16 protein-coding genes and 1 pseudogene are annotated in these 24,818 nt (G+C 71.3%); 9 read left to right on the plus strand and 8 right to left on the minus strand.

The window, feature by feature from the left end; translation table 11 throughout:
• Positions 1-60 precede the first annotated feature (60 nt).
• Together AB0B97_RS22320 and AB0B97_RS22325 are read left to right on the plus strand one after the other, a co-directional pair.
• Positions 61-984 carry a tetratricopeptide repeat protein gene (locus tag AB0B97_RS22320; RefSeq protein ID WP_357496056.1) on the plus strand — a complete coding sequence of 308 codons (924 nt, stop codon included), beginning with the start codon at positions 61-63 and terminating at the stop codon, positions 982-984.
• An 85-nt stretch (positions 985-1,069) separates the two neighbouring features.
• Positions 1,070-2,428: an arginase family protein gene (locus AB0B97_RS22325; protein ID WP_357496058.1), complete on the plus strand. Its 1,359-nt coding sequence runs from the start codon at positions 1,070-1,072 to the stop codon at positions 2,426-2,428.
• Between the two features lie 133 nt (positions 2,429-2,561).
• Here AB0B97_RS22325 and AB0B97_RS22330 read toward each other — a convergent pair whose 3' ends face one another.
• Positions 2,562-4,526, minus strand: coding sequence for a penicillin-binding transpeptidase domain-containing protein (locus tag AB0B97_RS22330; protein ID WP_357496060.1), 1,965 nt, complete (start codon positions 4,524-4,526; stop codon positions 2,562-2,564).
• Between the two features lie 286 nt (positions 4,527-4,812).
• On the opposite strand from AB0B97_RS22330, the gene AB0B97_RS22335 reads away from it, so the two are divergent.
• Positions 4,813-9,894 (plus strand): NAD-glutamate dehydrogenase, encoded by a 5,082-nt coding sequence (locus tag AB0B97_RS22335; RefSeq protein ID WP_357496062.1) that lies wholly within the window; start codon positions 4,813-4,815, stop codon positions 9,892-9,894.
• Between the two features lie 72 nt (positions 9,895-9,966).
• On the opposite strand, the gene AB0B97_RS22340 is transcribed toward AB0B97_RS22335, so the two are convergent.
• Both AB0B97_RS22340 and AB0B97_RS22345 read right to left on the minus strand, forming a co-directional pair.
• Complete coding sequence (locus AB0B97_RS22340; protein ID WP_234582061.1) at positions 9,967-10,674, minus strand: class F sortase; 708 nt, start codon at positions 10,672-10,674, stop codon at positions 9,967-9,969.
• Position 10,675: 1 nt separating this feature from the next.
• A complete protein-coding gene (locus AB0B97_RS22345) occupies positions 10,676-11,977 on the minus strand; it encodes a hypothetical protein (RefSeq protein ID WP_357496064.1) in 1,302 nt (433 codons plus the stop codon).
• 585 nt (positions 11,978-12,562) lie between these two features.
• Here AB0B97_RS22345 and AB0B97_RS22350 point away from each other — a divergent pair.
• Positions 12,563-14,368: a glycoside hydrolase family 6 protein gene (locus AB0B97_RS22350; RefSeq protein WP_357496066.1), complete on the plus strand. Its 1,806-nt coding sequence runs from the start codon at positions 12,563-12,565 to the stop codon at positions 14,366-14,368.
• Between the two features lie 121 nt (positions 14,369-14,489).
• Here the strand turns inward: AB0B97_RS22350 and AB0B97_RS22355 are convergent, their stop codons facing one another.
• The 5 genes and pseudogenes from AB0B97_RS22355 to AB0B97_RS22375 form a co-directional block, all read right to left on the minus strand.
• The gene (locus tag AB0B97_RS22355) at positions 14,490-14,876 is read right to left on the minus strand and encodes a hypothetical protein (RefSeq protein WP_234582064.1); all 387 of its coding nucleotides are present in this window, start codon (positions 14,874-14,876) and stop codon (positions 14,490-14,492) included.
• A 117-nt stretch (positions 14,877-14,993) separates the two neighbouring features.
• Positions 14,994-15,302, minus strand: coding sequence for a hypothetical protein (locus AB0B97_RS22360; RefSeq protein ID WP_357496068.1), 309 nt, complete (start codon positions 15,300-15,302; stop codon positions 14,994-14,996).
• A 16-nt stretch (positions 15,303-15,318) separates the two neighbouring features.
• Entirely contained in the window at positions 15,319-16,977 is a 1,659-nt protein-coding gene (locus tag AB0B97_RS22365; RefSeq protein WP_234582066.1) for a sodium:solute symporter family protein, read from the minus strand.
• A gap of 819 nt (positions 16,978-17,796) precedes the next feature.
• A pseudogene (locus AB0B97_RS22370) lies at positions 17,797-18,039 on the minus strand (hypothetical protein); the annotation flags it as partial.
• Positions 18,040-18,365: 326 nt separating this feature from the next.
• On the minus strand, positions 18,366-18,965 hold the full coding sequence (locus AB0B97_RS22375) for a hypothetical protein (protein WP_234582068.1): 600 nt from the start codon (positions 18,963-18,965) through the stop codon (positions 18,366-18,368).
• A 229-nt stretch (positions 18,966-19,194) separates the two neighbouring features.
• On the opposite strand from AB0B97_RS22375, the gene AB0B97_RS22380 reads away from it, so the two are divergent.
• From AB0B97_RS22380 to AB0B97_RS22400, 5 genes are all read left to right on the plus strand, one after another.
• Complete coding sequence (locus AB0B97_RS22380) at positions 19,195-20,685, plus strand: catalase (RefSeq protein WP_357496071.1); 1,491 nt, start codon at positions 19,195-19,197, stop codon at positions 20,683-20,685.
• Between the two features lie 243 nt (positions 20,686-20,928).
• Positions 20,929-23,373, plus strand: coding sequence for a nitrate- and nitrite sensing domain-containing protein (locus AB0B97_RS22385; protein ID WP_357496073.1), 2,445 nt, complete (start codon positions 20,929-20,931; stop codon positions 23,371-23,373).
• Entirely contained in the window at positions 23,373-23,795 is a 423-nt protein-coding gene (locus tag AB0B97_RS22390) for a roadblock/LC7 domain-containing protein (protein ID WP_234582163.1), read from the plus strand. Before AB0B97_RS22385 ends, AB0B97_RS22390 begins: the two co-directional genes overlap by 1 nt.
• A complete protein-coding gene (locus tag AB0B97_RS22395; protein ID WP_234582164.1) occupies positions 23,785-24,174 on the plus strand; it encodes a DUF742 domain-containing protein in 390 nt (129 codons plus the stop codon). Before AB0B97_RS22390 ends, AB0B97_RS22395 begins: the two co-directional genes overlap by 11 nt.
• Positions 24,155-24,757 (plus strand): ATP/GTP-binding protein, encoded by a 603-nt coding sequence (locus AB0B97_RS22400; protein WP_234582070.1) that lies wholly within the window; start codon positions 24,155-24,157, stop codon positions 24,755-24,757. The genes AB0B97_RS22395 and AB0B97_RS22400 overlap by 20 nt, the downstream gene beginning before the upstream one ends.
• Positions 24,758-24,818: the final 61 nt, after the last annotated feature.

Below are 24,818 nucleotides of genomic sequence, written 5' to 3' on the forward strand. Positions count from 1 at the left end.
TGCAACGTCGGAGTTGTGGGTGAGCCGGGAATCCGGGCTCGCGTGCGAGACTAGGTAACCATGAGCGACCCACGGATCACCTCGTCGATCTTCACCCGCGGCGCGGTCGACCTCAGCACGCTGCGCGGCCCCGCACCAGCCAGTACCCGCCCCGGCACACCCCCGCAGGGCGGCCCGTCCGCCGGCGTGCCCGGCGCGCAGACCGCCGACGGCAACGCCGCCATCGTCGACGTCACCGAGGCCACCATCCAGGCCGATGTGCTCGAACGGTCGATGGCCATGCCCGTCATCGTCTTCTTCGGTGCGGCCGGCTTCCCGGAGAGCGACGAGTTCGCCCCGGTGCTGGAGCGGCTGGCCGCCGAGGGCGCCGGCGCCTGGGTGCTCGCCCGGGTCGACGTGCAGGAAAACCCGCGGATCGCCCAGATGTTCCGGGTCCAGGGCATCCCCATGGTCTACGCGGTCGTCGGCGGTCAGCCGATCGACGCCTTCTCCGGCGTGGTGCCCGAGGCCCAGCTCCGCCAGTGGATCCAGGCGGTGCTCAAGGCCGGTGGCGTGGCCGTCGCCGAACCGGAGGACCCGCGCCTCGACGAGGCGGACGACGCGCTCATGAGCGGCGACCTGGACGCCGCCGAGCAGGCGTACCGCAAGATCCTCGCGGACGCACCGGCGGACGCCGCCGCCACTGCGGGTCTGGCCCAGGTCGGCGTGGCCCGCCGGGTCGCGGGCGCCGACCCGGCCGCCGCGCTGGCCGCCGCCGAGAGCGCCCCCGACGACGTCGCGGCCCAGCTGCTGGCCGCCGACATCGAGGTGCTCAGCGGCCTGGCCGAGCAGGCGTACGCCCGGCTCGTCGGCCTGGTCCGACGCACCGCCGGTGAGGACCGCGAGACGGTCCGCCAGCACCTGGTGTCGCTGTTCTCCATCGCCGGCCCGGACGACCCGGCGGTCGCCTCGGCCCGGCGGGCCCTGGCCAGCGCCCTGTTCTGAGTCAGCCGCACGGATCGTGAGTTCGTAGTACGCCAGCGCGGGCCGGCGTTTCGCCGGCCCGCCCGACCACCGAGGACGGGAGCTCATGATGCGCCGGATCGCCGTCCTCGACGCGCCGACAAATCTCGGCCTGCGACCGCCGACGTCCACCTCCGTACCGGGCTGCGCCAAGGCGCCCGGCGCGTTGCGTGACCACGACCTGCTGGCCCGGCTGCGGGCCCGCGACGCCGGCTGCGTCACCCCACCCCGGTACGACCCGGGCGACTGGCGGCCCGGTGACGGCGTGTGCCACGCCCGGGAGATCGCCGACTACTCCCTCGCCCTCGCCGAGCGGATCGGCTCGATCATCGACCGGGGTGAGTTCCCGGTGGTGCTGGGCGGTGACTGCTCCGTGCTGCTCGGCTCCGCCCTGGCCATGCACCGCCTCGGTGAGGCGGTAGGCGGGCGGATCGGGCTGGTCTTCGTCGACGGGCACTCCGACTTCCGGCACCCCGGCAACGCCTCCTACGTCGGCGCGGCCGCCGGCGAGGACCTGGCCCTCGTCACCGGGCGCGGGCAGGCCGACCTGGCCGCGCTGGAGGGCCGTCGGCCCTACTTCCGCGACATCGACGTGGTGGTGCTCGGCATCCGGGCGCAGGACGAGTACCGCCTCGACCTCCAGGCCGCGGGCATCACCACCCGGCCGGTGCCGGCGCTGCGCGCCGAAGGCGCCGCCCGGACGGCCCAGTGGGCGCACGAGCAGCTCGCCGACTGCGCGGGCTACTGGGTGCACATCGACGTCGACGTGCTCGACCCGGCGGTGATGCCGGCCGTGGACGCCCCCGACCCCGGTGGCATCGCCTTCGCCGAGCTGGAGATCCTGCTCGCCGGCCTGGTCGACACCCCGCACTGCCTCGGCGTCGAGCTGACCGTCTTCGACCCCGACTACGACCCGGACGGCTCGTACGCCGCCGAGATCGTCAACACGGTGGTCGCCGGCCTGGCCCCGGTCACCGCCCCGGAGGCGGTGCCACCCCGACTGCTGTCGCCCCGGCCCACGCCCTCCCCACGGCGCGGCAACGGGCGGGGCGCGACAGCCGCCGAGCGCCTCGCGGGGCGTGACGGGCTCGATCGTGCCGCGCGCCTCGCCGGGCGCGACGGCCCCGATCGGGTCGATGAGCGTGGCGGCGACGACCTCCCCGAGAGTGGCGTCTCCGATGACCAGCCCGCAGGCGTCCGTTCGTCGGTCGGCGCGGTGGCTGACGACGAGGTGGCTGACGCCGTCGCGCCCGCGGCGGAGCCGAACGGCGCGGGCGAGTGGCCCCCAGCCGAGCCAACCGGCCTCGCGGCCACTGTCGATCGCGAACCGGTCGGCCCGCCTGCCTCGGCCGGCCCAGGTCTGCTCCGACGGCCCGCGCCGCCGGCCGAGACCCCGCCGGACCGGCACGAGGCCGACTCCGCCTGACCCGGTCCACCGCGCCGCGCTCCACCCCGCAATGAGCGGAACCGGGGTGCCCGGACGGCCCGGACACCCCGGTTCGCCGCACCACCGGGTGGATCACCGCTGGCGCGGGTGGCGACCAGCGGCGTACGGCGGGTCAGGTGGCGGGCACGGCCCGGAGGAAGCGCTCGGCGATCGGGACGGCCGAGGCGGTGCTGGCCCCGCCCTTCTCCACGAACACGGCGAACGCGACGTCACCCCGCCAGCCGACGAACCAGGCGTGGGTGTGGGCCGGGTTGTCGTCGTACTCGGCGGTGCCGGTCTTGCCGTACACCTCGCCGCCCGGAACGTCCTTGAGGGCGCTGCCGGTGCCGGCGGTGACGACCTCGCGCATCATCGTGCGCAGCGGCTCGATCGACTGCGGCTTGAGCGGTCCGTCGGTCACGGCCGGCTTGGCCGGCGCAGGGTCGACCAGCAGCTTCGGCTGGATGAACGCGCCCCGGGCGACGGCCGCCGTGGCGCCGGCCATGGCCAGGGGGCTGACCAGCGTGGTGCCCTGGCCGAACGACGCGGCGGCCTGCTCGGCCGGGCTGCCGCCGGTCGACACCTTGCCGGTGAAGGCGTCCACACCGAGATCCCACTGCCCCTCCAGGCCCAGCGAGCGGCCGGCGGCGGCCAGCCCGTCACCGCCGAGCTTCGGCGCCAGCGAGGCGAAAGCCGTGTTGCAGGACTTGGCGAATTCGGTGCGGAACGGCACCGAGCCCAACTCGAAGTTGTCCGAGTTCTTGAAGGACCGGCCGTCGACGGTGAAGGTCTTCTTGCACTCCACCGGCCCGTCCAGGGTGACCGCACCCCGATCCAGCAGGCCCAGCGCGCTGACCATCTTGAACGTGGAGCCCGGCGGCACCTGGGCGGTGAAGGCCAGGTTCTCGCCGGCCGGCCCGGGACCGTTGGCGGCGGCGAGCACCGCGCCGTCGCTGACGCGTACCGCCACCAGGGCGGACCGGTGCGGCTCGGCGCGCAGGGCGGCGTCGGCCGCGTTCTGGGTGGCCACGTCCAGGGTGGTCTTCAGCGCCTGACCGGGCTGCGGCTCGCGGCGGAACAGCTCGGCGCCGGTGGGTGCCAGCTTGCCGTCCTCGGCGGGTCGCTCGACCACTACCGTCAGGCCGGGGGCGCCGCGCAGCCGCTCGTCGTAGCGGCCCTGCAACCCGCCGTGCCCGACCAGGTCACCGACGACGTACCGGTCCGGGTGGGCGGCGAGGTCGTCGGCCTGCGCCTGGTCGACCGAGCCGAGCAGGGCGCGGGCGAACTCCCGGGTCGGCGCCAGGTCGAGCTTGTCGGAGACGAACTTGGTGCCGGGCAGGTCGTAGATCCGAGGCTTGATCTGCCGGTACGCGTCCTCGCGCAGGGTCACCACCTCGACGAGCGCACCCGGGTCGGCCTCGGCCACCCGCTTGGGCAGGTCGCCCAGGTCGACGGCGGGGACCAGGGCCGGACGGATCGCCTTGAAGGCGGCGTCAAGATCCTTGACCAGCTTCTTGATGTCGGTGACCTGGTTCGGCTGCACACCCACCCGCACCACCGGACGGGGCGCGACGATCGGCGTGCCGGCCGCGTCCAGCAGCCCCGCCCGGGGGCCGGTGTCGCGGCGCAGCCCCAGCCGGTCGCCCTTGGTGAGCTGCTCGTGGAGCACCCGCGGCTCCCACATCACCTGCCACTGGTCGTCGTCGCCCTTGACGAGCCGCAGCTCCCGGTCGTACGTCCAGTGCGCCTGGCCCGGCAGGGACCAGTCGACCCGGATCGTCGTGGTCGCGATGTTCTTGGTGATCTTCGGCTCACCCTGGCGGGCCAGGGCGGGCGGGGTGGCCGCCAACTCGCCGGACAGCTCCTTGATCTCCTTGGTCACCTCGGCCGCCGGCACCTTGGCGCCGGTCGTGTCGACCATCGCGACCGCCTGCAGGTCGCCGCTGCGCCAGCCGGCGAGGAAGGCGTCGGCGCTGCGCTCCGGCCCGTCGTCGCCGGAACACGCCGACAGGACGCCAGCGGTGAGCAGAGTCGCCGTGAGAGCGGCGATCCGCCGGGTGCGGTTCGGCCGGTGGGGCCGGGGGTAGGACAAGGTCATGAAGCGGTCCTTCCGGTCTCGGGCTGCTCTGCACGGTAGTACGCGAAGGGTGTCCCCAACGTCCCGTGTGGGGCTCGACGTGCGGAAAGACGGGCCGGGCCGGTGTGATGAACATCGCGGGGCGGGGTATCCCGCAACCGGCCAACCTCGGACCCGCAACGGGTGAAAGGACAAAGTCCCGATCCGGACGTCCGGCCAGTGGTCCGCCGACCAAGGCGGGAAACGACAGGCTTACGCTGGGCGGCAGAGTGACCCACAACGCGGTGGGTCGAGGGGAGTGGCACCGATGGACCGGCGTCCGGCGATCAAACCGGAACCCGACCTCCGGCAGGATGACTCCGGCCGGGACGATGACAGCTTCGATTCGGCGACCGACGGGGACGGCTACGGCCGGCTCGACACGGGCGTCACGGGGCTGACCGGGTCGAGCATCGACACCATCTACGATCTGGGCCTGCCGACCGAGGCGTTGGCCGACGACGTGGAGGACGCCGAGCTCGACGAACCGGTCCCCAACGCGGAGCGTCTGGTGGCCCAGGCTGTCGCGCTCGCAGGGGACGACCACGACGCGGCGACCCTGGTCGGCCGCTTCTGGCGGTTCGCCCCGGACGAGGAACTGGTCGGTTTCACGGCGGAGGAGATGCTCGACGCGGCCCGGGCACACCGGGACCTCGCGCAGCAGCGGGTGCCCGGCGAGTTGAAGCTGCGCATCCACGAGCCGCACGCCGACCAGCACCACACCGTCGTCGAGATCGTCACCGACGACATGCCGTTCCTGGTCGACTCCGTGACCGCGCTGCTCAACTCGTACCACCTGGACGTGCACCTGCTGGTGCACCCGCTCGTGGTGGTCCGGCGCGAGCCGCTGGGCCGCCTCACCGAGGTCTCGGCGGACGTGGAGCCGGACGACGCGATCGCCGGCGACATCATCGAGAGCTGGATGCGGATCGAGATCGACCCGGTCCGGGACGCCGCCGAACGCGACCGGCTGCGCCGTGAGCTGCAACGGGTGCTCACCGACGTGCGGGAGGCAGTGGAGGACTGGCCGAAGATGCGTCAGCGTGCGCTCGCGCTCGCCGACGAACTGGCCTCGGCCCGCACCTCGGACAACCGTCCGCCGGTGCCGGAGAAGGACATCACCGACTCGGTGGAGCTGCTGCGCTGGCTGGCGCACGACCACTTCACGTTCCTCGGCTACCGCGAGTACCGCCTGGTGGACGCCCCGGACGGGAACACCGCCGACCCGGTCGACGGCAAGGCGCTGGAGGCGGTGCTCGGCACCGGCCTGGGCATCCTGCGCTCGGACTCCCCGGAGGCCCGGTCGCTGTCGTCGATGACGCACGAGGCACACGAGAAGGTGCTGGAGAAGCGCCTGCTCATCATCACCAAGGCCAACTCGCGGGCCACCGTGCACCGCTCGGCGTACCTGGACTACATCGGCTTCAAGATCTTCAACTCCGACGGCGAGGTCATCGGGGAGCGGCGCTTCCTGGGCCTGTTCTCCACCGCCGCGTACCGGACCAGCGTCCGGGAGCTGCCGGTGGTGCGTCGTAAGGTCGCGGAGGTGCTCGACCGCTCCGGCCTGAGCCGGCGCAGCCACTCCGGCAAGGATCTGCTCCAGATCCTGGAGACCTACCCGCGCGACGAGTTGTTCCAGATCAAGACCGACGACCTGTACCACGCGGTGATCGGTGTGCTGCGGATGGCGGGCCGCCGGCAGCTGCGGGTGTTCCTGCGCCGGGACGCGTACGGGCGGTTCATCTCCTGCCTGATCTACCTTCCCCGGGACCGGTTCACCACCCAGAACCGGCTGCGCATGCAGGACATCCTGCTGCGTGAGCTGAACGGCGTCGGGGTGGACTACACGACCCGGGTCACCGAGTCGATGCTCGCCCGGATCCACTTCATCGTCCGCACCGACCCGACCCGGCCACCCGGCGACATCGACGCCGACCTGCTGGCCGAGGAGCTGGCCGACGCGACACGGCTCTGGGACGACGACTACCGGCTGGTGTTGGAACGCAAGCTCGGCGACGAGCAGGCCAAGCACCTGTTCACCAGGTACGCCGACGCGTTCCCGGAGGGCTACAAGGACGGGCACACGCCGTACGAGGCGATGAAGGACCTGGCCAAGCTGGAGCTGCTGGAGGAGCCCGGCCAGCTGGAGATGCACCTGTTCCGCAAGCAGCTCGCACCCCGGCCGGGCACCCGGGTGCCCGGTGCGGACCTCGCCGACACGACGAACGTGCGGTTCAAGGTCTACCGGTACGGCGAGCCGATGATGCTCTCCGCGGTGCTGCCGGTGCTGCACTCGCTCGGCGTCCGCGTGGTCGACGAGCACCCGTACGAGGTGGACCGGATCGACGGTCGCGTCTACCTGTACGACTTCGGCCTCATGCTGCCCGAGGGGCATCACGAGCTGTCCGAGGTACGCCCGCACGTGGAGAACGCGTTCGCGGCGGCGTGGCGCGGCGAGGCCGAGGTGGACCGGTTCAACGAGCTGGTGCTGCGCGCCGGGCTGACCTGGCGGCAGGTGGTGGTGCTGCGGGCGTACGCGAAGTACCTGCGGCAGGCCGGCACGGTCTTCTCGCAGGACTACATGGAGCAGACCTTCATCGCGTACCCGAAGCTCGCCAGCCTGTTGGTGGAGCTGTTCGAGACCCGGTTCGCGCCGGGCGAGTTCACCGCCGAGCAGCGGCAGCAGCGCAGCGGCGAGCTGGTGGAGACGATCCGGGGCGCGCTGGACGACGTGGCGAGCCTCGACCAGGACCGGATCCTGCGCTCGTACCTCACGCTCATCGAGGCGACGCTGCGGACCAGCTTCTACCAGAAGCCGGTCGGCGGGCGGCCGAAGGCGTACGTGGCGTTCAAGCTCGACCCGCAGGCCATCCCGGACCTGCCGGCGCCCCGGCCGAAGTTCGAGATCTTCGTGTACTCGCCGCGGTTCGAGGGCGTGCACCTGCGGTTCGGGCCGGTGGCCCGGGGCGGGTTGCGCTGGTCCGACCGTCGCGAGGACTTCCGCACCGAGGTGCTGGGCCTGGTCAAGGCGCAGATGGTGAAGAACACCGTGATCGTGCCGGTGGGCGCCAAGGGCGGCTTCGTGCTGAAGCAGAAGCCGGGCGACCGGGACGAGGCGGTCGCCTGCTACCAGGAGTTCGTCGGCGCGATGCTGGACGTCACCGACAACATCGTCAGCGGGCAGATCGTGCCGCCCGACGACGTGGTCCGGCACGACGGCGACGACCCGTACCTGGTGGTGGCGGCGGACAAGGGAACCGCCACGTTCTCCGACATCGCCAACGAGATCTCCCAGGCGCACAACTTCTGGATGGGCGACGCCTTCGCCTCCGGCGGTTCGGCCGGGTACGACCACAAGAAGATGGGCATCACCGCCCGCGGGGCGTGGGAGTCGGTCAAGCGGCACTTCCGCGAGCTGGGCCTGGACACCCAGACCCAGGACTTCACGGTGGTGGGCGTCGGCGACATGTCCGGCGACGTCTTCGGCAACGGGATGCTGCTCTCCGAGCACATCCGGCTGGTGGCCGCGTTCGACCACCGGCACATCTTCCTCGACCCCGACCCGGACGCCGCCACCTCGTACGCGGAGCGTCGGCGGCTGTTCGAGCTGCCCCGCTCCTCCTGGGAGGACTACAACCCCGAGCTGATCTCGGCCGGGGGCGGCATCTTCCCGCGTACCGCGAAGTCGATCCCGCTCACGCCGCAGGTCCGGGCGGCGATCGGCCTAGACGACGACGTCACGCAGCTGTCGCCGCAGGAGCTGATGAAGGCGATCGTCACCGCTCCGGTGGATCTGTTCTGGAACGGCGGCATCGGCACGTACGTCAAGGCGTCCACCCAGACCAACGCGGAGGTGGGCGACAAGTCCAACGACGCGATCCGGGTGGACGGGCGCAGCCTGCGCTGCCGGGTGGCGGGCGAGGGCGGCAACCTGGGCTGGACCCAGCTCGGCCGGATCGAGTACGCGCTGACCGGTGGCCGGATCTACACCGACTTCATCGACAACGCGGCAGGTGTGGACACCTCCGACCACGAGGTGAACATCAAGATCCTGCTCAACACTGCTGTCGCCGACGGCGAACTGACCACTGCCGAGCGGGACGAGCTGCTGGCCGGGATGACCAACGAGGTCGCCGAGCTGGTGCTGCGGGACAACTACGACCAGGCCCGGGCGATCAACAACGCCCAGGCCCAGGCCGCCTCGCTGCTCCCGGTGCACCGCCGGATGATCAATGAGCTGGAGCGCTCCGGCGCGCTCGACAGGTCGCTGGAGGCGCTGCCGCCGGACGAGGAACTGGCGGTGCGCAGCGAGTCCGGGCTGACCGCGCCGGAGTTCGCGGTGCTGCTCGCGTACGTGAAGATCGTCCTGGAACGGGAGATCCTCACCGAGGGGTTGGCCGACGAGGAGTGGACGACCGACGTGCTGGTCAACTACTTCCCGACGCCGATGCGTGAGCGGTTCGCCGACCGGATGGGCCGGCACCGGCTCCGTCGGGACATCGTCACCACAGTGCTGGTCAACGAGGCGATCAACCGGGGCGGCATCTCGTTCGTCTTCCGGGTCGTCGAGGAGACGGCGGCCAGCGCCGCCGACGTGATCCGGGCGTACGTGGTGGTCCGCGAGGTCTTCGGGCTGCGTGAGCTGTGGGACACGGTGGAGGCGCTGGACAACAAGGTCTCCCCGGAGCTGCAGACGAGCGTCTACCTCGACACCCGTCGGCTGCTCGACCGCGCGGTGCGCTGGCTGGTCACCAACCGGCGCTCGCCGATCGACGTACCGACCGAGATCAACCGGCTGCGGGACGGGGTGGCCCGGCTGCTGCCCGGGCTCGAGGAACTGTTCTACGGCGGCGAGCGGCAGGCCATCGAGGCGCACATCGACTCGATGACTGAGCGGGGGCTGCCCCGCGAGCTGGCCGAGCGGGCGACGCGGCTGATGTACAGCTTCGGCCTGCTGGACGTGGTGGAGACCGCGACCCGCAGCGGACGGGACGTCAGCGAGGTGGCCTCGGTCTACTTCGTGCTCTCCGACCTGTTCCGGGTGGACTCGCTGCTGTCGAAGATCTCCCTGCTGCCGCGCGAGGACCGCTGGCAGACCCTCGCACGGATGGCGCTGCGCTACGACCTGTACGCCGCGCTGGCCGCGCTCACGGCGGAGGTGCTCGACTCCACCCCGGAGGATCAGCCGCCGCACGAGCGGGTGCAGCAGTGGGAGCAGTCGAACGCCACGTCGATCCACCGGGCCCGCCGGGCGATGGGGGAGTTCGACGAGTCGCGGGCGGACCTCGCAGCCCTGTCCGTGCTGCTGCGACAGATCCGCACGCTCGTGCGGACCTCTGGCGCGGCCTGATTCGCTACGCCGGACGCGGTCCGGCCGGTCGGGGTGACCCGACCGGCCGGACCGCTTTTGTGTACGTCCGCCTCACGCCGCCAGGGTGGCGAAGACGACCACGTTGTCCCGGTAGCTGCGCACCGCCTCGTCGAACTGGCCGCCGCAGGTGACCACCCGCAGACCGGGCCGGTCGTTCGGTCCGTACACCAGCTCGGTGGGAAACGACGTCTTCGGGTACGACTTCACCGAGTCGACCCGGAACGTCGCCGGCTGGCCGTCCGCCCGCTGCACCGTGATCGTGTCGCCGGGCACGAGAGAACCGAGGTTGAAGAACACGGCCGGGCCGAGCTTCGCCGAATCCACGTGCCCGACGATTACCGCGTTGCCGGTCTCACCCGGGCTCGCGCCCGGCTCGTACCAGCCAGCCTGGTCGGCCTGCTCCAACGGGGGGACCTGGACGGTGCCGTCCGGGTTGGTGCCGAGCGACATGATCGTCGCGTTGACGCCGATGCGGGGGATCTCGATGGTGGTCGGGGCGGCCCGGTCCAGCCCGACGGGAACGTCGCCCTGCGCGGCGTGCTCGCCGTCGCCCGGATTCGTGGCGTCGTCCCCGGTGGCCGTCGGCCCGGGGACCTCGGGGCCGGCCTGGGCTTGCGGCTGCGGAGGGCGGGGAGCGGGCCCGGTCTGCAACGAGGCGCCGATCATGCCGGCGCCGATCATGGCCAGGGTGACGACGACGGCCGCGCCGGCGGCACGCCACGGTCTCCCGTGACGGCCGCCGGCCCGTGTCGCCGTCACGTCAGACGAGGGAACCATCGGTCCGCCGACGACGCATCAGAACGATCCCGCCCAGCGCGGCAGCGCCGAGCAGGCTCGCGCCACCGGTGGCCAGGCCACGGTCGGTGCCGGCGCTGACGCCACCGTCACCACCGTCGACCCCACCGTGGGGCAGCACGACCAGTTCGCCCTCGCCGCACGAGCCCTTGAGCTCGTAACGGCCCGGCTTGGCGTCCTTGTCGACCTTGGCCTCGCCGTAGTACACGAACTCGCGCTCGTGCTCCCGGCCGTTCTCGCCCTTGCCGTGGTCGCCGTACTCGTCCGAGCCGTACTCCTTGTCCGAGCCGTACTCGTCGTCGGAGCCGTACTCGTGGCCCTTGGACTCCCAGCCCTTGTCCGAGCCGTACTCCTTGTCCGAGCCGTACTCCTTGTCCGAGCCGTACTCCTTGTCCGAGCCGTACTCGTCGTCGGAGCCGTACTCGTGGCCCTTGGAGTCCCAGTCCTTCTTGTCCTCGTCCTTGGACTCCCAGTCCTTCTTGTCCTCGTCCTTGGACTCCCAGTCCTTCTTGCCTTCGTCCTTGGACTCCCAGTCCTTCTTGCCTTCGTCCTTGGACTCCCAGTCCTTCTTGCCTTCGTCCTTGGACTCCCAGTCCTTCTTGCCCTCGTCCTTGGAGTCCCAGTCCTTCTGGTCGCGGCTGTCGTCCGCGTCCTGGCCGTGCTCCTCGCCCTTCCAGTCCTTGCTGTCCTCGTCGCCGTAGGCGTCGGCGGCAGCGCCGCCGCCCTGGCCACCAGGCTGGGCGTCGTCGGCGGGCGGCTGCGACTCGTCGTCGCCGTTCTCGCCCTTGCCGTTCTCGTCCTTGCCCTCGTGGCCCTTGCCCTGCTCGTCCTTGCCCTTGTCGTCCTTGCCGTGCTCGTCCTTGCCCTTGTCGTCCTTGCCGTGCTCGTCCTTGCCGTGCTCGTCCTTGCCCTGTTCGTCCTTGCCCTTGTCGTCCTTGCCCTGTTCGTCCTTGCCCTTGTCGTCGTGGTCGTAGGAGTCCTCCTCCTCGCTCCACTCGCCGCGGTCCTCGCCCCGGTCTTCCCGCGCCGGCTTGAGCTTGACCTTGCCGGTGACCTTGGACCACACGTACGCGTGCTCCTGCCGATCCGGGCAGATCTCGAGGAGCTTGACCTCGTCGCCGGCCTTCACGACGTGCGGCTTGGCGTAGACCTTGCCGTCATCGTCGTGGTGCCCGTCGGCGAACGCGATCCCCGGCGCGAACACCAGGAGCGACGCGCCGCCGAGCGCGGCGCCCGCAACGACCTTCCCGAGCATCTTCTTAGCCATGACCTGCGTCACTCCATCCCTGTTGTCCTGAGCTCGGCGACAACCGAGCTAAGACCGACGTTAGACCGTTTCATGACTTATGAAGTGAAAGATTCGCGTTTTGACCTTTGCTGGTGGTAAGCGGCTAAGGAGTGCTACGCGGCTTTCCCTGCTCGCAGGGCCGTCTCGGGACCCGCGCGGCCTTGCGTGCGGCCCGCGCTGTTACCGCCCCCCAGTGCGCGACCCGCAGTGGTCATCCCGGTAAGAGGCGACAGGTGCCGCTCGCGCTGCTCGGGGGTATCGTCCGAGTTGAGGGCAGGCCGCGCATCGAGCCATTGCCATGGAAGCGCTCCCATGCAAGAATCGGCGCACGCGGTTCGGGGAGCCACACCGCGCAGGCAGGTCGTCGAGGGCATCCGGTTCGCCGGGCGACAACCGGCCGCCGAACGGTCGGCCTCGCGCCGGCCAATCACCACCACCACCGCCCGTCCGGGTCGGGCACCCCCAATGAATCCCGTGGCGCCGGAGGCCGTCCGTGCAGGACGCCCACCGGGCCGTCTCGCCGGGCCGAACGCGCGCCCGGTCTCGCCCAAGGAGATCAGTGGCATGAATGTGTGGAGAAGGCTGTCCGGCCCACGCCGGACCCTCGCGCTCGCCGGCGCGGGCGTTCTGGTCGCCGGCGGGCTGGTGACGATCCCGGTCACCGCGGCGCAGGCCGCGACGCAGTGCGACATCGCGTACACGACCAATGACTGGCAGGGCGGCTTCACCGCCAACATCACCATCAAGAACCTCGGCGACCCGGTCAACGGTTGGACGCTCGGCTGGACCTTCCCCAACTCGAGCCAGCGGGTGCAGCAGGGCTGGTCGGCGGAGTTCACCCAGTCCGGCAGCCAGGTCACCGCCCGCAGCATGTCCTACAACGGCACGCTGGCGACCGGCGCCTCGACGACCCTCGGGTTCAACGGCGCGTGGAGCGGCAGCAACCCGAAGCCGACCTCGTTCACCCTGAACGGTGTGGTCTGCAACGGTGGCACCGGTAACCCGACCACCCCGCCGCCCACCACGCCCCCGCCGACCACGCCCCCGCCCACCACGCCTCCGCCCACGACCCCTCCGCCCACGACGCCGCCGCCGACCACCCCGCCCCCCGGGACCAAGGTCGACAACCCGTACGCCGGTGTGCGCGGATACGTGAACCCGGAGTGGAAGGCCAAGGCGGACGCCGAGCCGGGCGGAAGCCGGGTCTCGAACAACCCCACCGCCGTCTGGCTGGACCGGATCGCCGCCATCAACGGCACTCCGAACAGCAGCTCGAACGGCGCGTTCGGGGTGCGGGAGCACCTGGACGAGGCGCTGCGTCAGGGCGCCGGCTACATCCAGTTCGTGATCTACAACCTGCCCGGCCGGGACTGCTCGGCGCTCGCCTCCAACGGTGAGCTGGGCCCGAACGAACTGCCCCGGTACAAGGCCGAGTACATCGACCCGATCGCCGCGATCCAGAGCGACTCGAAGTACCGGAACATCCGGATCATCAACGTCATCGAGATCGACTCGCTGCCGAACCTGGTGACCAACACGTCCGGCCAGGCCGGCGGCACGGTCATGTGTGACACGGTCAAGGCCAACGGCGCGTACGTGAACGGTGTCGGCTACGCCCTCGCCAAGCTGGGCGCGATCGGCAACGTCTACAACTACATCGACGCCGGGCACCACGGCTGGCTCGGTTGGGACAGCAACTTCGGCCCGACCGCCGACATCCTGAAGACCGCAGCTGTCGCCTCCGGCAGCACTGTCAACAACGTGCACGGCTTCATCACCAACACCGCCAACTACTCCGCGCTCACGGAGCCGTACTTCAAGGTCACCGACAACGTGAACGGCCAGACGGTGCGGCAGTCCAAGTGGGTCGACTGGAACTTCTACGTCGACGAGCTGTCCTTCGCCCAGGCGTTCCGTACCAAGCTGATCTCGGTCGGCTTCAACTCCAACATCGGCATGCTGATCGACACGTCCCGCAACGGCTGGGGCGGTGCCAACCGGCCCACCGGACCGGGCGCGACCACCAGCGTGGACACGTACGTCAACGGTGGCCGGATCGACCGTCGGGCCCACGCCGGCAACTGGTGCAACCAGGCCGGTGCCGGTCTCGGCGAGCGACCGCAGGCGAACCCGGCGCCGGGCATCGACGCCTACGTCTGGGTGAAGCCCCCGGGTGAGTCGGACGGCTCCAGCTCGGAGATCCCGAACAACGAGGGCAAGGGCTTCGACCGGATGTGCGACCCGACGTACGGCGGCAACGCCCGCAACGGCAACAACCCGACCGGTGCCCTGCCGAACGCGCCGATCTCCGGTGCGTGGTTCTCCGCCCAGTTCCGGGAGCTGATGCAGAACGCGTACCCGGCTCTCTGATCGGGTAGCTCACGCGCCAACCCGCTGCCGGCAGTAGGTGAGGCACTGCCGGCGGCAGGTTTCCCCGGGGTCCCCGGTCCGACCAGTACGGTCGGGCCGGGGACCCCCTTGTCCGCCCACGTCAGGGCACGGTGCGCTCGATCGCCGCGCGCCCGTGTTCGGCCAGGTCGCGACGGGCCTTCTCCAGGTTCTCCGGGGTGAGGTCCTGCCCGCGGGCCATCACCAGGTCCTCCGGTTCCCAGGGCTGCTCGGCCCCGGTACGGATGTTGTCGCCGCCCGCGCCGGTGCCCGTTCCGGTGGCGCCGGTGCCGGCGGCGTACGGATCGCCGATGAGGTCGTCGATGTCCGGAGCGAGGTCCTCCGGCCGGTCGCGGGGCTCGGTGAAGGTCGGCGTGTCACGGTCGGGCCCGCCTCCGGTCCGCAGCTGCCCGACGGTGCTGTCGTCGTCCACGGCAGCTGCCGTTTCCGGGCTCTCCTCCAGCGGGGGTCGGCGGTCGCGATCGGTCATGGTGCCCTCCTGTGTCCGACACGGTGCCTGATCCCCCCTCGCGTACCCGGTGCGGGGAAGCCCATGCGCGACGCCGGCGCCGTCCGTGTGGACGGCGCCGGCGCGGCGGGCATGAGGTCAGCTGTCGGGCTGCTGCTCGTTCGGGGACGGCGCCTCCGCCGGGCGCAGCCACTGCCAGAGCAGCATGAGCAGGCCGAACGCGAGCATCACGAGCCCGGCCCACAGGTTGATGCGGACACCCTCGGCCTTGTCGATCTCGGCCCGGCTGTCGAAGACGCCGATCAGCGTCACGATGATCCCGTACGCCACGAAGAGGCCACCGATCACCCGACGGATGTCGAACAGTCGGGCGGCGGCGGAGCGGCGCTCCTCGGCCTGCGTCTCGTCGATCAACGGGTCCTGCGCCGGCTGGCCGTCGTTGCTCATCTGGCCGACTCCTTTCCTAGAAGACCGGGATGTAGAAGAGGGCGGCGAGCGCGACCGCGATCACGCCCAGCAGCACGGGGGAGCGGTACCAGACGGCGTCCCCGGCGAGCACGTCGCCCTTCAGGTCGACGCCGCCCATGCCGTAGACCAGCCCGCGCAGTTCCTCGTCGCGCTTGGCCGCCGTGAGCGGGGTGAGGATCGCGGCGACCACCGCCACGGTGACGAACGCGATGCCGGCGCCCCAGAAGCTCTCCTCCAGGTCGGAGTTGAAGTCGATCACGCCGCCCTTGTAGAGCAGGTAGGTCGCCAGCGACGCCAGCGTGCCGAGCAGCAGCGACCAGAAACCGGCAAGCGCGCTCATCCGCTTCCAGAACATGCCGATGATGAACGTGGCGAACAACGGCGCGTTGAACAGCGAGAAGAGCGCCTGGATGTAGTTCATGATGTTGCTGAACCCGGACGCGATGAACGCCGTCCCGATGCCGATCACCACGGCGCCGACAGTCGCCCACCGACCGATGCGCAGGTAGTACTCGTCGGACCGGCCGCGGCGCACGTACGCCTGCCAGATGTCGTAGGTGAAGACGGTGTTGAAGCCGCTCACGTTGGCCGCCATGCCGGCCATGAACGACGCGAGCAGGCCGGTGACCGCCACCCCGAGCACGCCGTTGGGCAGCAGGTCCCGCATGAGCAGCGGAATCGCGTTGTTGTACTGCAGGTCACCGCTGTCCGCGCCGAGCCCCTTCACCGTCACGAGGGCCACCAGGCCGGGGATGATCGTGACCAGGGGAATGAACAGCTTCGGGTACGCGGCGATGATCGGCGTACGCCGGGCGGCGCTCATGTTCTTCGCCGAAAGCGCGCGCTGCACCTCGGCGAAGTTCGTCGTCCAGTAGCCGAACGAGAGCACGAAACCGAGGCCGAACACGATGCCGATCCACTGCGCGCCGAGCGGGTTGTCGGTGCTGGCGGTGTCCTGCCACGCGTGCAGACCCGCCTCGCCGAGCTTCGAGTCGCGGACCGCGTCCATCAGCCCGCTCACTCCGCCGACCTTGACCAGGCCGATCACGGTGACCGGGATGAGGCCCGCCAGGATGACGAAGAACTGGAGCACCTCGTTGTAGATCGCCCCGGACAGGCCGCCGATGGTGATGTACGCGAGCACGATCGCCGCGCCGACCACGATCGCCGTCCAGAGCGGCCAGCCGAGCAGCGCCTGCATGACCAGGGCCAGCGCGTAGAGGTTCACCCCGGCGATCAGCACCTGGGCGACGGCGAAGCTGAGCGCGTTCAGCAGGTGGGTCGGTCGGTTGAAGCGCAGCCGCAGGTACTCGGGCACGCTGCGGACCTTGGACCCGTAGTAGAAGGGCATCATCACGATGCCCAGGAAGACCATCGCCGGCACGGCGCCGATCCAGTAGTAGTGGACCGTCATGACGCCGTACTGGGCGCCGTTCGCCGCCATACCGATGATCTCCAGCGCGCCCAGGTTCGCGGAGACGAACGCGAGGCCGGTCACCCAGGCCGGCAGGGAACGACCGGAGAGGAAGAAGTCGACGCTGGTCCGGATCGCCCGCCGGGCGGCGAAGCCCACTCCGAGGACGGTGACGAAGTACAGCGCAAGAATCAGGTAGTCCAGCCCGTTCATGTTGAGCCGCAGACCGCCGCCGTCCATCCCGTCACCCCTCGTCCCGACGTTGGCACCGGATTTGATGCGCGCGCCCTATTACCCACTACGCGAGGTTTCACGCCTGCGCGTCCGCTCCGGTGCTTTCTCGCCCGCTCGGGCGGCTCGCCCTTCGACGGGTGGGGCGCACGCAGCGCCCCCAGGACGCGAAAGGGGCGCCCCGGCCGGCCGGCCGGAGCGCCCCTTTTCGATCGAGTCGCCTCAGCGACCCAGTACGCGGTCCAGGAAGTCCCGGTAGTTGCGGACGGCCATCCGCAGCTGCTCGGTGTCCGCCGAGCCGGCGTCCTGCCACCCGCCGAGGGTGTTCTTCTGCGCGGCCAGTGCCGAGGCGAGAGCCTGGATGGCCTCCTCCACCAGGGCCTGAGCCTCGCCGGCGGCGGCGTGCGGATCGTCGACGAAACGCAGCTGCACGTCCCGCCAGCGGTCCCGGAATCCCTGCGCGGTGTCCCCGTCGAGGAGCGTGGCCGGTTCGGCGGCGACTGTCGAGCCGGCGGGCCGCGACGTCCCGGCGGATTCCAGGGAGCCGCCGGCCGCCACGGCGGTGACCGGTTCGGCGTCGGCGTCCGGGTCCACCATCTCCGGAGACGCGCTGCCGTAGCCGGCCGCGCCCGCCGCGTCGGGATCGCCGGCCCAGTCGGTCAGGTCGCCGCGCCGCTCGGCCGCGCCGTCCGTGCTGTCGGCCGCGACGACGGTGCGGGTGGAGGTGTCGGTGTCCGAGCGCCGGCCCTCGGCGTCCAGGTCGGCGTCCTCGTCGGTCGTCGCTGCGGCGTCCAGGTCGGTCTCCGGGACGCCGTCGCGGCGGTGCAGCTCGGCGGTGGGGTCGGCGCGCAGACCCTCCCGCTCGCCGTCCTCGGCGCCGTCGCCCGGTTGGGCGGTTCGCTCGGCCCGCGGGTCCGGCTGGTCCTGCGGGTACGGGCTCGCCAGTGCGGACGCCGCCACCGCGTCGGCCACCGTGGTGGCGCCGAAGGCGGTCGGCAGCGGCCCCGGCTCGTGGAAGCCACCCTCGTCGTCGGGCCGGCTCCGGCGGTCGGTGTCCTCGGCCCGCTGGTCGTCGGCCCACTCGTCGGTCCGGTCGGTGGTCAGGTCGTCGTCGGTCCGGTCGTCGTCGGTCCGGTCCCGGAAGGCTCCCGGGTCGGTGCCGTTGGCCCGCTCGTGCTCGTCCGCCGGGTCGGGGTCGATGGTCGGGTCGTGGTCGGTGGCCCGGTCGTGGTCGGTGGTCGGATCGTCGAAGGTGCCCCGGTCGTCCAGGGCGTCCTCGGGTACGTCCGAGCGGGCGGCCCGGTCGTCGGTCGGCGGCACCGGCACCGGTGCGGACCGGACGGCCTCCGGATGGTCGTTGCTCACCTGCTGCTCTTCGTGGCGCATCGGTGGCCTCCTCAGCGGCTCGTGGCGTCGTGCGGAGTGTCCGGGTGGGAACCCTGTTCGGGCGTGCGCTGACCGACCGGCTCCTCGCCGAGCAGGTCGGCGAAGAGGGCCCGGTAGTGCACGACCGCCTGGCGCAGCTCCTCGGTGCTCGCCTCGCCCCGCGAGTTGCGGAGGTGGATCTCGTGCGCGTCCCGGTAGTTGGTCAGCGTGCGGGCGTGCTCGACGGAGAGGTGGGCGATCTGGTCGGAGAAGTCCCCGGTCGGATAGCCCTGCTCCTCGATGAGCCGGGTGACCAGTTCGTCGGCGTCACCCACGGTCTCGCCCGGCGAGTCGATGAAGCGGATCTGGAGCTCTTCCCAGGCGGCGGCGTAACGGGCCCGCGACTCCGGGCTGAGCGGGGTGAGCGTGAGCTCGGAGTGCCGGCGTTCCCGGTCGCGCAGCTCGCGCTCCGCGGCGGACCGGCTGTCCTGCTCCTGCACCACCCGGTCGTACTCCGGCCCGAACCGGCTGCGCAGCGCGCGGCGACGGCCGACCGTCCGGACGGCCACGGCGATCGCCGCGACGATCACCAGCACGACGAGCACGATGACGATTATCTGCGTGGGCGACATGGGCTCCTCCTTCGTCCTCTGGTATTCCCTCCGCGTACTGATCGCCAATCCCGATCCGAGGCACTTTCCTCGCTGGTCTCGGCCGGGGTCGCCACATTTCGGCGCAAAAACTTGACTCATTCCAGATAACGCGCTTGGGTGGGTGGTGCCCGCCGTACGCCCGCGAGCGACCCGCCCGACCGACCCGGGACCGGTCAGGCACGCCGCACCACGCATCCGGAGGAGACCGATGAGCGACCCGCAGGCCGACAGGCCGACCCTCACCACCCGCCAGGGTCACCCCGTGCACAACAACCAGCAGCAGCGGACGGTCGGCTCACGCGGGCCTGCCACGCTGGAGAACTACCACTTCCTGGAGAAGATCAGCCACTTCGACCGGGAGCGCATCCCGGAGCGGGTGGTGCACGCGCGCGGCTTCGTCGCGCACGGCGAGTTCGAGGCGTACGGGACGATCGGCGACAAGCCGGCCGCCACGTACACCCGGGCCAAGCTGTTCCAGACCAGGGGCGCGAAGACCCCGGTCACCATCCGCTTCTCCACGGTCATCGGCGGCCGGGACTCCTCCGAGGCCGCCCGCGACCCGCGCGGCTTCGCGGTGAAGTTCCGCACCCAGGACGGCAACTGGGACCTGGTCGGCAACAACCTGCAGGTCTTCTTCATCCGCGACGCGATCAAGTTCCCCGACGTGATCCACTCGCTGAAGCCCGATCCGGTGACCTTCCGACAGGAGCCGAACCGCATCTTCGACTTCATGTCCAACACGCCCGAGTCGATGCACATGCTGACCTGGCTCTTCTCCCCGTACGGCATTCCGCGCAACTACCGCACCATGCGCGGGTCCGGCGTGAACACCTACCGCCTCGTGAACGCGCAGGGCGAGGGCGTGCTGGTCAAGTTCCACTGGCTGACCCAGCAGGGCGAGCACAACCTGACCCAGGCCGAGGCGGACGCCATCCAGGCCACCGAGCTGGGCCACGCCTCGAAGGACCTGTACGAGGCGATCGAGCGCGGTGAGTACCCGCAGTGGGAGCTCAACGTGCAGATCATGAGCGACGACGAGCACCCCGAGCTGGACTTCGACCCGCTCGACGACACCAAGATCTGGCCGGAGGAGCAGTTCCCCTACCTGCCGGTCGGCATGATGACGCTCAACCGCAACATCACCGACCACCACAACGAGAACGAGCAGATCGCCTTCGGCACCGGCGTGCTCGTCGACGGGATCGACTTCTCCGACGACAAGATGCTCGTCGGGCGGACGTTCTCCTACTCGGACACCCAGCGCTACCGGGTCGGCCCGAACTACCTGCAACTCCCGGTGAACCGGCCGCGCGAGGACGTCCAGGTCAACACCAACCAGGGCGGCGGTCAGATGTCGTACGGGGTGGACGACCGCGGCGGCAACCCGCACATCAACTTCGAGCCGTCCTCGGTGGCCGGTCTCCAGGAGGCCGACGAGTCCTACCGGGAGTACCGGCCCTTCGTCTCCGGGCACGTCATGAAGGCCCCGATCGAGCGGCAGAACAACTACGCGCAGGCCGGCCGCCGCTTCCGCGAGATGACCGACGCCGAGCGCGACGACCTGGTGCACAACCTGACCACGCTGCTGGCCCAGTGTGACAAGCACATCCAGGAGAAGATGGTCTGGCACTTCAGCCAGTGCGACGCCAGCTACGGCCGCCGCGTCGCCGAAGGGCTCGGCCTCGCCGACAACGTCTGATCCGTACCGCGCCGGCACGAGCGCCCCACCGGTCACCGGTGGGGCGCTCGTCGTACCGGGAGGCAGGCGCGTTCCGCAGCGTCGATGTCGGTGCGACGGGCGGTAGTGCAACCGGGCGCGATTACGTATCCTGCCCAAGGCGCCCGCGCCGGTGCCCGGCCTGACGACCGGGTGCGCGACCGGCGAGCGCGTTGCCCGGCGGTGCCGGCGCCCCTCCTGCCACCCCTTGACGGGCGAGGTCTGATGAGAACCCGCGACTGGCCGATCCGCTCGAAGCTGACCGCGTTGGTCGTCGCTCCGGTGACCGCGCTCCTCGCGCTGTGGATCTTCGCGACGACGTTGACGTTCGGCCCCGCCCTCAACCTGCTCTCCGCGCGCACCCTCCTGTACGACCTGGGCCGTCCCGGCGAGGCGGTCGTCACCGAGCTGCAACGCGAGCGTCGACTGTCGGTGGTGCAGCTCGCCGGCACCACCGAGCTGCCCGCCCTGGCCGAGCAGCGCCAGCGTACGGATCGGGCGATCGCCGAGCTGCGCCGCCGGGTCGACGGGGAGGCGTTGCGCGACGCCGCCGACGAGCTGTTGGAGGACCGGGTCGACCGGCTGGTCACCGCGCTGGCGGCGTTGCCGACCGGACGCGACTTCATCGACGACGGCATGATGGACCGCGCCGGGGCTCTCGGCCTCTACAGCGGCATGGTCACGGCAGCCTTCCAGGCGTTCTCCGCGATGGCGAATCTGAGCGATCCGGCAATCAACCGACAGGCGCTCGCCCTCACCTCGCTGGGCCGTTCCCGGGAGCTGCTCGGCCAGACCGACGCCATGCTGGCCGGCGTGCTGACCGCCGGCACGTTCGCCGAGGGGGAGCACGCCCTGCTCGTGCAGGCCATCGGCAACCAGCGGTGGCTCACCGAGAGCGCAGTGGCCGACCTGCCCGAGGCCGGGCGCACCGCGTACCAGCGACTGACCGAGAGCCCGGAGTTCACCAGCCTGCGCGCGATGCAGGACGCGTTGATCGGGGCCAACCGGTCCGGGCGGCCACCTGTGGACGCGGCGTCGTGGCAGACCAGCCACGACGCCGTACAGCAGCAGTTGCGTGACTTCGAACTGTCCGAGGCCGACGCGCTCACCGACCGTTCGGTGCCGATGGCCGTCTGGATCCTGGTCCGGCTGGCAGCCGCCGGTGTGCTCGGACTCGCCGCCGTGGTGGTCTCGGTGCTGGTGTCGCTGCGGGTCGGCCGCACGCTGGTCCGGCGACTCAGCGGGGTCCGTACCGCCGCCCTGGAGCTGGCCGAGCACCGACTGCCGGACGTGGTGACCCGACTGCGCCGCGGCGAGCAGGTCGACGTCGCCCGGGAGGCGCCACCCCTGGAGTACGGCAACGACGAGATCGGCGAGGTCGGGCGGGCCTTCACCGAGGTGCAGCGCACCGCCGTCCAGGCCGCCGTGGACGAGGTCACCCTGCGCCGGGGGCTCAACGAGGTGTTCCTCAACATCGCCCGACGCAGCCAGGGCCTGGTGCACCGGCAGCTGCACCTGCTGGACCGGATGGAACGTCGCGCCGAGGACCCGGACGAGCTCGCCGAACTGTTCCAGGTGGACCACCTGGCCACCCGACTCCGCCGGCACGCCGAGGACCTGGTCATTCTCGCCGGCTCCGCGCCGGGCCGAGGGTGGCGCAACCCGGTCGCGATGGTCGACCTGGTCCGCGGCGCGATCAGCGAGGTCGAGGCGTACGACCGGGTGGACATCACCACCGTGCAGCCGGTCGGCGTGCTGGGTCGGGCGGTCGGCGACATCATCCACCTGCTCGCCGAGCTGGTCGAGAACGCCACCGCCTTCTCACCGCCGGACACCCGGGTGACCATCAGCGGGGAGCAGGTCGCCAACGGGTACGTCCTGGAGGTCACCGACCAGGGGCTGGGAATGTCCGCTGCCGCGCTGGAGAGCGCCAACACCCGGCTGGCCAGCTCGCCCGAGTTCGACCCGGCGCAGAGTGCCCGACTCGGCCTGTTCGTGGTGGCCCGGCTGGCGGCCCGGCACGCTGTCCGCGTACAGCTGCGGTCCTCCGCGGCGAGCGGCGTCACCGCCGTGGTGCTGGTCCCCGCCGACCTGATCACCACCGAGCCGCCGGCCGGCCCCGACCCCGCCACGCTGCCCGCCACGGCGGGCGACCGGCGGCTGGCCCGACCGGTGCGCCGAGGCGCGGTGCCCCGGCCCCGCGCCGGCCGTGGCAGCACGGCCGTGGCCGCGACCGCCACCGACGACCTGCCCACCCTGGCCCTTCCCACCGGCCCGACGCCCGACCGCCCGTCCGCCGACGGATCGGGCGCCAGCGCCGACGTCCCTGGCGCCGACGGCGGGTCGTCCTCCGACGGGACGGCTGACGACCTGGAGGGGCTGCCCCGCCGGGTGCGCCGGCGTACCCCCACCGCCCAGCCCCGGTCCACCGTCGCCGACGCGCCGTCGCCACGTTCGCCGGAGGAGGTACGCCGGGTCATGGCGGCCCTCCAGGCCGGTACCGCACGCGGCCGGGCCACAGTCGTCGCCCCGGGCTCGACCGCTCGGGGCGGTGCGCCCGGCACCACCGCTCCGGCGAACCGCGCGGATGCGACCCCGGCTGCGGCAGGCCCGACACCGGCGCCTCCGACGGCCTCCGAACCTCCGACCGCGACTGAGAGGGACGCCTAGTGCGGCAGACGACGAAGCAGAGCGCCAGCCTCGACTGGTTGCTCGACGAGTTGGTGCAACGGGTGCCGGCCGCCCGCGAGGCGGTGGTGCTCTCCGCCGACGGGCTGCTGCTCGGCGCCTCGGCCGAGCTGGAGCGCTCCGACGCCGAGCACCTCTGCGCGCTCGCCGCCGGGTTCTCCAGCCTGGCCCGGGGCGCGAGCCGGCACGTGGACGGCGGTCCGGTCCGGCAGACGGTGGTCGAGATGGAGTCGGCGTACCTCTTCGTCACCGCCGCCGGGCAGGGTGCCTGCCTGGCCGTGGTGAGCGACGCCGACGCGGACATCGGCCTGGTCGCGTACGAGATGGCGATGCTCGTCATCCGCGTGGGGGAGAACCTCACCGCCGCCGCCCGAGGATCGACGGATGCCGGTGATGCGGGCTGAGCCGCCCGGCCCCCAGCACGAGTGGCTGGACGGCGACGCGGGCCCGGTGGTCCGCCCGTACACGCTCACCGGCGGCCGGGTGCGCTCGGCCGTCGACGGGTTCGACCTGGTCGCGTTCGTGCTGGCCGCCTCGGACCTCGACCTGGCGGCCCACCCGCAGCTGCCGCCGGAGCACCGGCGGCTGGTCACGTTGGCCGGACGTCCGGTGTCGGTGGCCGAGCTGGCGGCCGAGCTGGACCTCGCGGTCGGGGTGATCCGGGTGCTGCTCGGTGACCTCCTCGCTCAGGGGCTGGTCGCGGTGCACGAGCCGCCGGCCGGCAGCGACCTTCCCGACGACGACATCCTCAAGGCGGTGGTCAGTGGACTCCGTGCGCTATGACCAGGCGGGCACCTCGGTCACCGTCCCGCTGGCACTGAAGATCCTCATCGCCGGGGGCTTCGGTGCCGGCAAGACGACGCTGGTGAGCGCGTTGAGCGAGGTTCGACCGTTGCAGACCGAGGAGGTGCTGACCGACGCCGGCGTCGGCACCGACGACATCTCCGGGGTGGAGGGCAAGTCGACCACCACGGTGGCGATGGACTTCGGCCGGATCACCATCAACGACGACCTTCAGGTGTACCTGTTCGGCACCCCCGGCCAGGACCGGTTCTGGTTCCTCTGGGACGAGCTGGCCTTCGGCGCCCTCGGCGCGGTGGTGCTCGCCGACACGCGGCGGCTGGCCGACTGCTTCCCCTCGATCGACTACTTCGAGCAGCGTGGCATCCCGTTCGTGGTGGGCGTGAACTGCTTCGAGGACACCCGTCGGTTCGAGCTGGAGACCGTACGCCGGGCGCTCGACCTGGATCCGGACGTGCCGATGGTGCTCTGCGACGCCCGGGACCGGCAGTCCGGCAAGCTGGTGTTGATCTCCCTGGTCGAGCACGTCGCCCGGCAGCGCGGTGAGCCGGTGCCGGCCGCCTGACCCGACCCCGCCGTGCGGGCGGGCGACCTGGCACCGGCCCGCCGACGCGGGATCGGCGGGC

Source organism: Micromonospora sp. NPDC049004 (assembly GCF_040649315.1).
Lineage (GTDB): Bacteria > Actinomycetota > Actinomycetes > Mycobacteriales > Micromonosporaceae > Micromonospora.

What these genes read in the sequence shown, in the direction of transcription:
- AB0B97_RS22385 (WP_357496073.1), top strand. Translation starts at nt 20,929, where the DNA reads ATGAGAACCCGCGACTGGCCGATCCGCTCGAAGCTGACCGCGTTGGTC.
- AB0B97_RS22335 (WP_357496062.1), top strand. Translation starts at nt 4,813, where the DNA reads ATGGACCGGCGTCCGGCGATCAAACCGGAACCCGACCTCCGGCAGGAT.
- AB0B97_RS22320 (WP_357496056.1), top strand. Translation starts at nt 61, where the DNA reads ATGAGCGACCCACGGATCACCTCGTCGATCTTCACCCGCGGCGCGGTC.
- AB0B97_RS22350 (WP_357496066.1), top strand. Translation starts at nt 12,563, where the DNA reads ATGAATGTGTGGAGAAGGCTGTCCGGCCCACGCCGGACCCTCGCGCTC.
- AB0B97_RS22395 (WP_234582164.1), top strand. Translation starts at nt 23,785, where the DNA reads ATGCGGGCTGAGCCGCCCGGCCCCCAGCACGAGTGGCTGGACGGCGAC.
- AB0B97_RS22360 (WP_357496068.1), bottom strand. Translation starts at nt 15,302, where the DNA reads ATGAGCAACGACGGCCAGCCGGCGCAGGACCCGTTGATCGACGAGACG.
- AB0B97_RS22345 (WP_357496064.1), bottom strand. Translation starts at nt 11,977, where the DNA reads ATGGCTAAGAAGATGCTCGGGAAGGTCGTTGCGGGCGCCGCGCTCGGC.
- AB0B97_RS22375 (WP_234582068.1), bottom strand. Translation starts at nt 18,965, where the DNA reads ATGTCGCCCACGCAGATAATCGTCATCGTGCTCGTCGTGCTGGTGATC.
- AB0B97_RS22365 (WP_234582066.1), bottom strand. Translation starts at nt 16,977, where the DNA reads ATGGACGGCGGCGGTCTGCGGCTCAACATGAACGGGCTGGACTACCTG.
- AB0B97_RS22330 (WP_357496060.1), bottom strand. Translation starts at nt 4,526, where the DNA reads ATGACCTTGTCCTACCCCCGGCCCCACCGGCCGAACCGCACCCGGCGG.
- AB0B97_RS22380 (WP_357496071.1), top strand. Translation starts at nt 19,195, where the DNA reads ATGAGCGACCCGCAGGCCGACAGGCCGACCCTCACCACCCGCCAGGGT.
- AB0B97_RS22325 (WP_357496058.1), top strand. Translation starts at nt 1,070, where the DNA reads ATGATGCGCCGGATCGCCGTCCTCGACGCGCCGACAAATCTCGGCCTG.
- AB0B97_RS22355 (WP_234582064.1), bottom strand. Translation starts at nt 14,876, where the DNA reads ATGACCGATCGCGACCGCCGACCCCCGCTGGAGGAGAGCCCGGAAACG.